Source organism: Raineya orbicola (genome assembly GCF_002843425.1).
Classification (GTDB): Bacteria; Bacteroidota; Bacteroidia; order Cytophagales; family Thermonemataceae; genus Raineya; species Raineya orbicola.
Window position 1 is genome coordinate 55,170 of sequence record NZ_NKXO01000002.1, and the last position, 12,574, is coordinate 67,743.

At 37.6% G+C, this 12,574-nt stretch carries 14 protein-coding genes; 9 read left to right on the top strand and 5 right to left on the bottom strand.

The genetic code is table 11. The annotated features are described in order from the left end of the window. Positions 1 to 978: a porphobilinogen synthase gene (gene hemB, locus Rain11_RS00785; protein ID WP_101357424.1), complete on the top strand. Its 978-nt coding sequence runs from the start codon at positions 1 to 3 to the stop codon at positions 976 to 978. Here hemB and Rain11_RS00790 read toward each other — a convergent pair. The 5 genes from Rain11_RS00790 to Rain11_RS00810 are packed head-to-tail and all read right to left on the bottom strand — an operon-like array spanning position 942 to position 4,336. Then, positions 942 to 1,967, bottom strand: coding sequence for a glycosyltransferase family 2 protein (locus Rain11_RS00790; protein ID WP_101357469.1), 1,026 nt, complete (start codon positions 1,965 to 1,967; stop codon positions 942 to 944). The two genes, hemB and Rain11_RS00790, sit on opposite strands and share 37 nt — an antisense overlap. After that, positions 1,967 to 2,626, bottom strand: a complete 660-nt coding sequence (locus tag Rain11_RS00795) for a 3-oxoacid CoA-transferase subunit B (protein ID WP_101357425.1) — start codon at positions 2,624 to 2,626, stop codon at positions 1,967 to 1,969. The genes Rain11_RS00790 and Rain11_RS00795 overlap by 1 nt, the downstream gene beginning before the upstream one ends. A gap of 28 nt (positions 2,627 to 2,654) precedes the next feature. Beyond that, positions 2,655 to 3,218, bottom strand: a complete 564-nt coding sequence (locus Rain11_RS00800) for an FHA domain-containing protein (protein ID WP_101357426.1) — start codon at positions 3,216 to 3,218, stop codon at positions 2,655 to 2,657. 6 nt (positions 3,219 to 3,224) lie between these two features. Beyond that, a complete protein-coding gene (locus Rain11_RS00805; protein ID WP_101357427.1) occupies positions 3,225 to 3,782 on the bottom strand; it encodes a Uma2 family endonuclease in 558 nt (185 codons plus the stop codon). Between the two features lie 2 nt (positions 3,783 to 3,784). Continuing rightward, on the bottom strand, positions 3,785 to 4,336 hold the full coding sequence (locus Rain11_RS00810) for a Uma2 family endonuclease (RefSeq protein ID WP_101357428.1): 552 nt from the start codon (positions 4,334 to 4,336) through the stop codon (positions 3,785 to 3,787). 88 nt (positions 4,337 to 4,424) lie between these two features. Here Rain11_RS00810 and Rain11_RS00815 point away from each other — a divergent pair, with 88 nt between their 5' ends. From Rain11_RS00815 to Rain11_RS00850, 8 genes are all read left to right on the top strand, one after another. Further along, entirely contained in the window at positions 4,425 to 4,781 is a 357-nt protein-coding gene (locus tag Rain11_RS00815) for a hypothetical protein (protein WP_101357429.1), read from the top strand. Positions 4,782 to 4,838: 57 nt separating this feature from the next. Beyond that, positions 4,839 to 6,758: a GAF domain-containing protein gene (locus Rain11_RS00820; RefSeq protein WP_101357430.1), complete on the top strand. Its 1,920-nt coding sequence runs from the start codon at positions 4,839 to 4,841 to the stop codon at positions 6,756 to 6,758. A gap of 22 nt (positions 6,759 to 6,780) precedes the next feature. Beyond that, complete coding sequence (gene cysQ / locus Rain11_RS00825; protein WP_101357431.1) at positions 6,781 to 7,542, top strand: 3'(2'),5'-bisphosphate nucleotidase CysQ; 762 nt, start codon at positions 6,781 to 6,783, stop codon at positions 7,540 to 7,542. Further along, positions 7,514 to 8,080 carry an acyloxyacyl hydrolase gene (locus Rain11_RS00830; protein ID WP_165778047.1) on the top strand — a complete coding sequence of 189 codons (567 nt, stop codon included), beginning with the start codon at positions 7,514 to 7,516 and terminating at the stop codon, positions 8,078 to 8,080. Before cysQ ends, Rain11_RS00830 begins: the two co-directional genes overlap by 29 nt. 120 nt (positions 8,081 to 8,200) lie before the next feature. Next, positions 8,201 to 9,340: an acyl-CoA dehydrogenase gene (locus Rain11_RS00835; RefSeq protein WP_101357470.1), complete on the top strand. Its 1,140-nt coding sequence runs from the start codon at positions 8,201 to 8,203 to the stop codon at positions 9,338 to 9,340. Between the two features lie 153 nt (positions 9,341 to 9,493). Next, on the top strand, positions 9,494 to 10,444 hold the full coding sequence (locus tag Rain11_RS00840) for a helix-turn-helix domain-containing protein (RefSeq protein ID WP_101357433.1): 951 nt from the start codon (positions 9,494 to 9,496) through the stop codon (positions 10,442 to 10,444). Between the two features lie 30 nt (positions 10,445 to 10,474). Beyond that, the gene (locus Rain11_RS00845; RefSeq protein WP_101357434.1) at positions 10,475 to 11,350 is read left to right on the top strand and encodes a glycosyltransferase family protein; all 876 of its coding nucleotides are present in this window, start codon (positions 10,475 to 10,477) and stop codon (positions 11,348 to 11,350) included. 13 nt (positions 11,351 to 11,363) lie between these two features. After that, complete coding sequence (locus tag Rain11_RS00850) at positions 11,364 to 12,506, top strand: glycosyltransferase family 4 protein (RefSeq protein ID WP_101357435.1); 1,143 nt, start codon at positions 11,364 to 11,366, stop codon at positions 12,504 to 12,506. Positions 12,507 to 12,574 lie beyond the last annotated feature (68 nt).

A 12,574-nucleotide genomic window follows, 5' to 3' on the forward strand; every position in this document is an offset into this window, starting at 1 on the left:
ATGCAAGAATTTCTACAACGCCGTCCTCGTCGTAATCGTAAAAATGAAGTTATCAGAAACCTCACACAAGAAACTTGGCTTTCTAAAAATGATTTGATTTTTCCACTTTTTGTGTGCGAAGGAGAAAATCAAAAAATATCCATACCTTCAATGCCCGGTATTTTTCGTTATTCTTTGGATTTGCTTTTGGCAGAAATAGAAACTTGTGTAAAATTAGGCATTAAGGCTTTTGCTCCTTTTCCGCAAATTCCTGAAAATAAAAAAGATACAACAGGTTCGCAAAGTTACAATCCCGAGGGTTTGTATCCGAAAGTAATCAGAACTATTAAGCAAAACTTTCCCGATGTAATGCTTTTTACAGACGTTGCCTTAGACCCTTATAGCTCTGACGGACACGACGGCATTGTGCGAAACGGCGAAATTTTGAATGATGAAACCTTGGAAGTTTTAGTCAAAATGGCACTTGTGCAAGCCCAAGCAGGTAGCGACTGCATCGCCCCTTCGGATATGATGGACGGCAGAGTGGGCTATTTGCGAAAAGTTTTAGACCAAAACGGCTTTACCAATGTATCTATTCTTGCCTATACGGCTAAATATGCAAGTGCTTTTTACGGACCTTTTCGCGATGCCTTGGAATCTGCTCCTAAATTTGGCGATAAAAAAACCTATCAAATGAACCCCGCCAATGTACGTGAAGCCTTATTAGAAGCAGAATTAGATGTAGCCGAAGGGGCGGATATCATTATGGTAAAACCCGCTTTGGCTTATTTAGATGTAATTCGTTTGCTCAAAGATAATTTTCCTGTTCCTATTGCCGCCTACAACGTAAGTGGCGAGTATGCTATGCTCAAAGCCTCTATTGAAAAAGGTTGGCTCAATGAAAAAGTAATTTTGGAAAGTCTTTTGAGTATCAAAAGAGCGGGTGCAGATATAATTCTTACTTACTTTGCCAAAGAAGTAGCGGAAAAGATTTCTTGAAAAGTCTTTCTGCCTTTCACAAAATAAGCCCAAACGATTGAAATTTTAGGTAAAGTAACTTTTTGAGGCAACTTTTGCTTTTGTTTTTTTGCAAAAAGCAGATAAGCATAAAAAGCCCAATGAGCCTTGATAATTGCCCATATATGTTTCCATTCGCCTTTTTTGAGAAAAAGCATTGCGGATAACCCGTCTAAAAAAAGGCGAATAAATACTTTGTAAAAACATTGAGGAAAAGGCAAATTTTTGGCTAAAACAATCAGATTATTACGATAATTGAGAAAAGTTTTGCGGGGGTTACTTGCATTGAGCGTGCCTCCACCTACGTGAAAAACTTCACTTTCGGCAACGCAAAAAACTTTACCGCCTGTTCTTTGAACTCGCCAACAAAAGTCAATTTCCTCAAAGTGAGCAAATAAATTTTCATCAAAGCCCCCCAATTTGTGCCACCATTCAGCACGAACTACCATACAAGCTCCTGTTGCCCAAAAAATTTCACAAGGCTCATTATATTGCCCTTCATCTTTTTCGCAAGTATCAAAAATTCTGCCCCGACAAAAAGCATAACCCCATTTATCCAAAAAGCCCCCTGACGCACCTGCGTACTCAAAATAGGTTTTTTGGTAAAAAGACTTAATTTTCGGCTGAACGACAATAACCTCACTATTTTTTTCTAAAAAGTCTATCAAAGGCAAAAGCCAATTTGAACTGACCTCAATATCTGAATTGAGTAGAACAAAGTATTTTGCTTCAATTTGTTTCAAAGCCTCGTTGTAACCTTTGCAAAAGCCCAAATTTTGCTCAAAACAAATTAGTTTGACCTGTGGAAAAGATAAGCGTAAAAAATCCACTGAATTATCAGTGGAAGCATTATCGGCAACAATTATTTGAGCCTCTGCGGAATGAGCAATGACCGAAGGTAAAAATTTTTCAAGCCAATGCTTGCCGTTGTAATTGAGAATTACGACAGCCGTTTGAGCCAAGCTATTCATCAAACTGCAATATCCTTCACTTCATCAGCAATTACAAGTTTGCCCAAAGTTGCTTTTTTGATATCCTCTATACTTACATCTGCGGCTTTTTCAATGAGTTTGAAACCTCCTTCGGGTAAAATTTCATAAACCCCAAGTTCGGTAACCACCTTTTTCACACAACGCACCCCTGTAAGCGGAAGCGTACATTTAGGCAAGAGTTTGGATTCGCCTGCTTTATTGACTTGTTGCATCGCTACAATGATATTTTTAGCCGCCGCCACCAAATCCATCGCTCCTCCCATACCTTTGACCATCTTACCGGGTATTTTCCAGTTGGCAATATCGCCATTTTCGCTTACTTCCATAGCTCCCAGGATAGTCAAATCAATGTGTTCGCCGCGTATCATAGCAAAACTATCGGCAGAGCTAAATAGCGAGGAGCCGGGTATCATTGTGATAGTTTGCTTACCTGCATTGATAAGGTCAGGGTCTACTTCGGCTTCCGTAGGAAAAGGACCTATTCCCAACAAACCATTTTCTGACTGCAAAACTACATTCATACCTTCGGGAATGTAGTTGGCAACTAATGTGGGTATGCCGATACCCAAATTTACGTAATATCCGTCTTTCAATTCTTTGGCAATGCGTTTAGCAATTCCATTTCTATCCAAAGGCATATGTATATGGGTTTTGAGTGGTCAGAACTTACAGAGCTGTTCTAAATTTTAGGAGCGTTTGCCCGATACGAATAACATCGCCATCTTTCAAGTTTCCTTCTTCTACAAATTCCTCATTGATAAAAGTTCCATTCGTAGAAAGTTCATCTTTGAATTTGAAATCTCCCATTCGGTATAAAATGGTGAGATGTTTGCCCGACACTTGGCTATCAGGAATGACAATATCGCAAGCACTATCCGAACCTATGATGTTTCGCCCTTCACGAAGTTTGAAATCTTGTCCCAGGGGGTCTAATGTATAAGAAACAAGCCAACCTACAAGTTTCCTGCCCGTACTTTGCGGCTGAACATTTTGCGATTGTGGTGTAATTTCTTGCGAAGGTGTGCCTGTAAAAATGGCAGTTTTATTGAAATTAGCAATTTTTTCGTTTTGTACCAGCGTTTTATCTTCGTTGCCTTGCATTACTTTGGTCTTGTCGTTATTCATAATTTGTGTTTTATTGAAATCGGAGGCTTGCTGTGTGGGACAATACGGACAAGCAGAGTGAGTGTCTTCGTAATAATGCCCATTAGCACAAAGTACGTATCCCATAATCTTTTACATTTTGAAAATATCTTCTACATTCAATTGCAAATTTTGTAAAATTTTTGATTTTACCAAACCTTTTTCCATTGCATATTCTACAAGGTCGTAATCGTCGTTCTGATACACATATATTTCAAGCACTTGCATTTTGGGCTCTATAATCCAATACTCAGAAATTTGATGTTTTCTGTAAAGTTTCATTTTTTCGCCTCTATCATAACGAGCCGTTGAAGGTGATAAAATTTCTACAACTAAATCGGGAGTTCCTTCAATTCCTTTTTCGGTAATAATGTGCTTTCGGCTTTCTCTGACGAAAACCAAATCTGGAATCACTAAATTTTCATCATCTAAAATCACATCAACAGGGGCATAAATGACCATTCCTAATTTTTCTTTTTTGATGTACTGGCTCAAAAGCTCAAACAATTTCCCTGAAATAATCTGATGCAAAGGATTAGGAGCAGAACGTTTCACAATCGTACCATTCAGAAGTTCATAGATAAAGCCTTCCTCAAAATCATTTTTTTGAAGGAAATCAGCTACTTGGTATTTTTCTAAAACTAGCTGCATAGTTATTTAAAGATTTGCTCTACATCAAATTCTAAATCCTGCAAAACCTTTGATTTTACCAAACCTTTTTCAATTGCATATTCTGAAAGGTCGTAATCGCCATTTTGATACACATATATTTCAAGCACTTGCGTTTTAGGTTCTATAATCCAATACTCAGAAATTTGATGTTTTTTGTAAAGTTTCATTTTTTCGCCTCTATCATAACGAGCCGTTGAAGGTGATAAAATTTCTACGACTAAATCGGGAGTTCCTTCAATATGATTTTCTTTAAGGATATTTTTTCTGCTTTCACGCACAAAAACCAAGTCTGGAACTACTAAATTTTCTTCATCTAAAAGTACATCAATAGGTGCGAAAAAGAACACCCCTAATTTCTTTTCGGTAAGATAATTTTCAAGAAGAAAAACTAACTTACGTAGAATGTTTTGATGTTGCAAACTTGGAGCAGAACGTTTCACAATCGTACCATTCAGAAGTTCATAGATAAAGCCTTCCTCAAAATCATTTTTTTGAAGAAAATCGACTACTTGGTATTTTTCTAAAACCACCATTGTTTTTTTTAGTGCATTTTAGCAAAAATACAGAATTTTTGTTTATTGCCAAAGAAAATTTTAACTTTGCTTAAATTGCAACTATACTATGAGTAGCGAAGATTTACAATTTGAATTTCGTTGGGGACAACTGCTGAACAAAATTGAAAAACTCTTGGGCAAACGTCCCAAAGACCTCAATGGTGTGCTTTTTCTGATTGGAGTTCAAGAGCTTGGCAAGGGCTTTCAAAATTTTACCAAAGAAGAAAAACAAGACCTAATACACATAGCTATCTGCCGACTGCTTTCAAAATTAGGTTTTTACGAATTGGAAGGTGTTGATGCCGAGGGCTGGCCTCACTGGAAATTGCTTCAACCTCTACCACAATTTGACTTGCTGGAACAAGAAAAACTCTTGAAAATGCAAGCGTTGGAGTATTTTGAGGAAGAAAAAATTTTTACATAAATTTGAAAAACTTACGGCTTTTTATGTATTTTTAAGGCACGCTAAACCCAAACACTTATGAAACGCGGTTTTACCATTCGTCAGAAAATATTACTTGGTTTCTTTGCACTAATTTTTATATTTGGTGGCTACGGTCTTTACAATATATTTATTTTGAACCAAAATAGTGCAATTATTCAGAATATTCAGAAAGTAGTAGACCCCTCTTTTGATGCAATTAAAGACTTCAAATTGCTTGTAGAACGCTCTCAAAGGCTAACGATTGGCTGGATTTACACACCCCAAACCAAAGAGGAAAAAGACCAACTCAAAGCCATTCAGGATATTGAGTACCCCAAGCTCAAAGAAAATCTCCAAAATCTGATGAAAAACTGGTCTGATACTTCGCAAATCGCCAAAATTGATAGTGTTTTCAAAGATTTTGAGGGTTTTATCCAATTGCAAAAGAAAGATGTAATGGAAAAAATTCTTTCTGTGCAAGACCAAGAGGGAGAAATGATTTTGAATATGACTATTTTGGTAGAAGACCGTATTAACCCTCAAGCAAAAAATATTATCGGCAAACTTGATAAAATTGAACAATACAAAAGACAAGAAAAAGAAAAAGCTCAAAATAACCTGCTGAATTCTTCAAGAAATCTGACCATTCAAATCATTGTACTCATTGTGATTGTAATTGTAATTGGTGTAGCGGTAGCCTTTACGCTCACGGCGAATATTGTTCAACCAATTACTTATATCAACAAAGTAATTTCCCAACTCAGTAAGGGAGAACTCCCCGAAGACAAACGAACTCGTTTCCGTAGAGACGAAATCGGGGAAATTGCCTCTTCTGTGGATAACCTCATACGAGGTTTGCGTTCTACTTCCGAGTTTGCTGATGCGATTGGTCAGGGGTTATTTAGAAAAGAGTTTCAACCGCTTTCTGATAAAGATGTGCTTGGAAACGCTCTCATACGAATGCGTGATAACCTTGAAAAAGTTGCCGAGCAAGATAGTATCCGAAATTGGAAAGCGGAGGGCGTGAGCAAATTCGCCGACTTGTTGCGTCAGTATAGTGAAAATCTTGATGAACTTGCCGACCAGATTATTTCCAATCTTGTTAAAAAACTGGGGGCTAATCAAGGGGGCTTGTTCATTGTTACCAAAGAGGGAGAGGAAGAGTATCTTCGTCTTGCCGCTTGTTATGCTTGGGATAAGAAAAAGTATTTGGAGCAGAAAGTTTATAGAGGCGATGGACTTACTGGGCAGGCTTGGCAAGAGCAGGCTTCTATTTATCTCACAGAAGTTCCTAATAATTATGTAACTATCACATCAGGATTAGGGCATACCAACCCTCGTTCCATACTTATTGTACCGCTCAAAGCCAATGAACAAGTATTTGGAGTTGTTGAAATAGCTTCCATTACAGAGATTGAGCCTTACAAACGCGAGTTCGTGGAGCAAATCGCCGAATCTATTGCTTCTACTATCTTTACGGTACAAAATAGACAAGAAACTGAAAGGCTACTGAATGAATCTAGAAATTTCGCCGAGCAAATGAAAGCTCAAGAAGAGTTGCTTCGCCAAAACGTGGAAGCACTGCAATTAGCACAAGAAGAAATGGAGCGAAACAACTTGCTTACTATGGAAAGGGAAACTATTCTGCAAAGTACGCATATGGTATTTCGTTTGAGTAGAAAATTTACCGTGAATGAGGTCAATGAACTTGCTTCCAATTTGCTTTACTATGCCCCTGAGGAACTTATTGGAATGAATATCGCTGAAATTTTTAGCAAAGAGAGCGTTTTTGAGGAAATGAAAATTACTATTTCTCGAAACGAGTTTTGGTCAGGAATTACCACTGTTAAAGCCAAAGGGGGCGATGAAGTGCTTGTAAAAATTACCGCAGGCTCGTTAGGTACAGGTATGGGGAATATCAATAAGTACATTATTTTTATGGATAATATCAACGAAATTCGTCTTTTGCAAAATTGAACACCCTAAAACCTTGAACTGAATGTTTCAGATTCCTATTGAAGAAATTTTAAAAACGCTCAATGAAGCCAGTAATGCCATTTTAGAAATTTATAACCAAGATTTTCAAGTTTTAACCAAAAAAGATTATTCGCCGCTAACGCAGGCAGATAAGGCTTCGCAAGAAATTATTGCTGATTTTTTAGCAGAGCATACCCCTGATATTCCATTGATTTCAGAAGAAGACGATTTGCCCGAATGGAATGAACGACAGCATTGGGAGTATTTTTGGCTTTTAGACCCTCTGGACGGCACCAAAGAATTTATTGATAAAAATGGTGAATTTACCATCAATCTTGCTCTCATTCAGAAAGATAATCCTGTTTTAGGTTTTATTCAGGTGCCTGCTTTGCAGTGCGTATATTGGGCAGAAAAAGGAAAAGGTGCTTTCAAGCGAGAAAAAGGGGGAATAACACAAAAAATTCAGGGAAGAAAAAATATTGCACCTCACGAAAGAATTGCGGCGGTAAGTCGCTCTCACGCTTCAATGGAAGATAAAAAGGCTTTGGATAAGTACCAAATCAAGCATATTATTTTGGCTGGTAGTTCACTCAAATTTTGTTTTTTAGCAGAAGGCAAAGCTGATTTCTACTACCGCCACAACCCCACTATGGAATGGGATACCGCCGCGGGGCAAATTCTTGTAGAAGAGGCGGGGGGAAAAGTGCTTGATGAAAAAAATCAGCCGCTTATCTATAATAAGCCCAATTTGCTCAATGGGAGTTTTTATTGTAAAATGTTTTAGTATTTGTTGTCTTTTTTTATTTTCTAATGTTTTTGCCCAAAAAATAGAAAAAGGCTTTGGTGTAGGTTGGGGCTACGCCCTAAATGAAAGAACCATTCCCGAAGGAGTTTATCGGCTTTTGTATGTGCAAGGGCGTGTAGCTTACAATCTAACTTACGGCAAACTGCCTCACAAAAGCATTTTTGAAAAATTACTCGTAGGAGCAGAACCTCAATACAATCGTGTTTGGATTGACACTGCCCCCAAAGAATGGGAGACGGGACTAAATTTCTTTCTGCAACCCACTTTTTTTCTGAATAAAACTTTTCAGCCTTATTGTGTTTTTTCCTTAGGACCGCATTATTTTTCCACGCCTACCATTCACCAGAGGCAAGGATTTATTTTTTCGGATAGTATGGGTATAGGCTCGTATGTAAGTTTGCATAAAAAAGTTTATTTTCATTTTAATTTTCGCATACGTCATCTTTCAAATGCTAACACACGCTTGCCTAATTTTGGTATCAATACCTATAATTTCCATTGTGGCTGGGTGTGGTGAGTAAAGGAAAAAATTGTTGAAATTTGTATTTTTTTCAAAAACTTTTTAGCTTTGATAACGATTTTTCAACGTAAAACTAAAATTTGATTATTTATGGTTGTTCAATCACAAGGTTTAGGAATTAACTTTCAACTAACCGAAGAGCATCTTGAAGTACAAAAAGCCGCCCGTGAGTTTGCTCAAAGAGAACTTTTGCCCGGAGTTATTGAACGAGACGACAAGCAGGAATTTCCTTATGAGCAAATCAAGAAAATGGGAGAATTGGGTTTTATGGGAATGATGGTTTCGCCCGAATACAATGGGGGGGGTATGGATACAATTTCCTATGTACTGGCTATGGAGGAAATTTCCAAAATTGATGCTTCGGCTTCGGTGTGTATGTCGGTGAATAATTCGTTGGTTTGCTGGGGTTTGGAAAAATATGGTAGCGAAGAGCAAAAGCAAAAATATCTCAAAAGACTTGCCACAGGTGAAATTATTGGGGCTTTTTGTCTTTCCGAGCCCGAAGCAGGTTCTGATGCTACCTCTCAGCGTACTACTGCCGAAGACAAAGGCGATTATTACTTGCTCAATGGCGTAAAAAACTGGATTACCAATGGTAGCACAGCTTCGGTGTATTTGGTGATGGCTCAAACGCACCCCGAAAAGGGACATAAGGGCATCAATTGCCTTATTGTAGAGAAAGGAATGGAAGGATTTGTGGTTGGTAAAAAGGAGGACAAAATGGGTATTCGTGGCTCTGACACACATAGCTTGATGTTCACTGATGTCAAAGTTCCCAAAGCGAATAGAATAGGAGATGATGGTTTTGGTTTCCGCTTTGCAATGGAAACGCTCAATGGAGGGCGTATAGGCATTGCGGCACAAGCCTTAGGAATTGCCTCAGGGGCGTATGAGCTTGCCCTCAAATACAGCAAAGAACGCAAAGCCTTTGGTAAATTTCTACACGAGCATCAGGCTATCCAGTTCAAATTAGCCGAAATGTATGCTAAAATTGAAGCCGCTCGTCTGCTTATTTACAAAGCCGCTTATCTGAAAGATACGAAACAAGATTTTGCCCTTGCCGCCGCTACTGCCAAGTTGTATGCTTCTGAAATTGCTCAAGAAGTTACTACTGAAGCAGTACAAATTCACGGAGGTTACGGCTATGTGAAAGAATTTCACGTAGAACGTTTGATGAGAGATGCCAAAATTACACAAATCTATGAAGGTACTTCCGAGGTGCAGAAAATTGTGATTGCTCGCTCTCTCTTGAAATAGTGCAACTTTGATTGCCTGAAAATACTAATTTTTGCTAAAAAGTCGGTATATGACTAAAAAAAAGTCTATGCCGACTTTGTTTTTTTATATCAAAAGATTTATATTTGTTCGCAAAAAAATTGTAAAAAAACAAGAAAAATCCTTCAAAGCACTATGGAAGATTACGATAAAATTTTAGAATCGCTGCACATTAAGTTTCTGAAAGCCAGAAATTTCAAACTGCTTAATCCTTTTGCCGTAAGAAATTTTTACGACATAGAAAATACCTTGTTACTCTTGCACGATGGCGATATTACGCTCAAACTTGGTGATGATTTTGTGAAGGCTCGACCTGGTGATATTCTCTTTGTACCTGCGGGAAAACCTACCTATATTATTTACGGAGCTACGGGTGAAAGTAATATGCTCAATAATGAGCAGTTTATTACTCAAAGAGAAAAATATTTTCAGCTCAACACTAACCCCGATTTAGTTGGAAATATTGCTAATTCGTTTAGCTATGTAACTTTCAACGCCAAACTTTTTGATTCAGTAAATTTTTTCACCAGTTTGAACATTACCCCCTTTGTAATACGTCAGAATCCTACGCTTTCACTGCTTATTTTAGATGTGGTTTTGGAAACTTTACAAAAAAAATATGGCAAAAAGCGTGTGCAACGTATCAAAACAGAGCTTATTGTCATTGAGCTAATGCGTTATATTTTAGAAAAAAATTTATTTGTGGAACAAATTACTACCAATAGTTCCTACTTCAAAGACCAACGCCTAATGGATATTTTTGAATACATCAAAAAGTATCTTGGCGGCGACCTTTCTAATAAAGTGTTGGCAAATGTTGCAGGAGTTTCTGAAGACTACGTGGGGCAATATTTTAAGAACCTTACAGGCATCAATCCACAAGATTACATTGAATACCAACGTATGGAGCGTGCTTCTGAACTTTTACGAACCACTAAAAAAAGTATTCGTGAAATTGCCAAAGAAATTGGCTATAAAGATACCGCTTATTTTTGCAGACGCTTCAAAATGGTTTTTGGTATTTCCGCAGGAAAAATGCGAAAAAGAGATTTGTTAATGGAAGAATTGGAAAAATTAAAAGTGTAAATTTGCAAGGCTAATACTACAAAACTACTAATGAAAGTTACAGGGGTTTCTTTTATCCGTAATGCTATCAAATACGATTACCCCATTGTAGAGGCGATACGTTCTATTTTGCCTCTTTGCGATGATTTTATAGTAGCAGTAGGCAATTCCGAAGACCAAACCCAAGAGCTAATTGCTCAAATTGAACCTGCGAAAATTAAAATTTTACCTACCATTTGGGACGATACTTTGCGAGAAGGAGGGGCTGTACTGGCACAAGAAACGAATAAAGCCTTGCGAGTTGTTCCTTTGGATACTGATTGGATTTTTTATATTCAGGGTGATGAAGTTATTCACGAAAAATACTTGCCTACTATTCGGCAAGCTATGCAAACCTACTTGCACGATAAAAGCATAGATGGCTTGCTTTTCAAGTATCTACATTTTTATGGCTCTTATGATTATGTAGGCACGTCTTATCAGTGGTATAGACGAGAAATTCGTGTAATACGCAACCACCCTGATATTTATTCTTACAAAGATGCACAAGGTTTTAGAAAAGGCAATAACCAGAAATTGCGTGTAAAACTTATAGATGCCTTTGTGTATCATTATGGTTGGGTCAAGGAGCCTAAAGCTATGCAACAAAAGCAAGAAACTTTTCATAAATATTGGCACGATGATAACTGGCTTGAAAAAAATATTGCCAAACGTGAAGAGTTTGATTACAGCAATGTAGATATTTTAGAAAAATTCACAGGGACACACCCGAAAGTAATGCAAGCTCGCATTGCTCGCAAAAATTGGCAATTTGATTATGATTTAACTTGTAATAAACTATCATTGAAAGATAAATTCAAAAAATTTGTAGAAAAGCTCACAGGCGGGTATATCATCGGAGAGTACAGAAATTATATTTTGGTCTAAAATTCAGAAACATTTGAAAAAAATTTTACATATTCTTTTGAGCAGTTCCAAAGGAGGTTTGGAATTGTATGTTTGCAGGTTGATGCAAAAGCAAGCAGAAACGGGCTTTGAAGTCTATGCTTTTGTTTTGGAAAATAGCGAAGTTCATAAAATTTTGGCTCAAAACCCTGCTATTCGGTGTATTTTCGGAAAGCCCAACAGGCGTTTGCATTGGCAAAATATTCGTCATTTGAGAAAAGTCTTGAAAGCGTACCAAATTTCAATTTTACACTCGCATAATAACATTGACGTATGGACAGCCTCTATTGCGAATTATGATAAAATTTGCAAGCATTTTTACAGCACTTACATTATGATAGGGGCAAAAAAGAAATTGCCTCATTACTACTTTATTTACGGCAATCTTGAAGCCGCAATTTCTACTTCACTTATCACCAACGAGGCAATGGCTCAAAATTTGGCTATTAGTGCAGAAAAAATCCGTTTGGTGCGTTATGGAGTGGAAACTGAAAAATTTATATCTGATTTTCAAAGACGTGAGCAAATTCGTAGGCAGTGGGGTGTTTCTGAAAATCAGATAGTTATAGGAACGTTGGCTCGTATCACTCGTTTCAAAAATGTGCGAGAACTTGCACAAGCTTTTTTGTATATTGAGCAGAAATTTCAGAAAAAAGTGGTGATTTGGCTTATTGGCGAGCCTTCTATTGCTTATTCTGATGAGAAAACCACTATTTACGTCCCCGAAGACCTTGCCATTGAACAGGAAATTCAAGAGTTTATACAAAAAAATAACCTCCAAAATCACATTTTTCGCATATCTTTTCAGAAAGATTATATCGCTTTTCTTGATGCAATGGATATTTTTGTGCTTGCTTCCTTTGATGAAATGTATTCGCTTTCAATGATTGAGGCAATGCTTATGGAAAAACCTGTCATCGGTTTGCGTTCAGGCGGCACACCCGAACAAATTGGAGAAAATGAAAGAGGCTTACTTATTGAACAAGCAACGCCACAAGCTATTGCTGAAGCTATCAACAAATATTTAGAAAATCCTGATTTGATGAAGCAGAAGGCTGAAAATGCAAGGGCTTGGGCTTTGCGTGAGCATAATTGGCAAAATACCCTTGCCGAATATGCCAGAATTTATGGTGTGTAGCCTTGTACATTTCCAAAGGTGGAAAATAATACCACTGCTGAACATTCCAATAAGTTCGGAAAAGATTG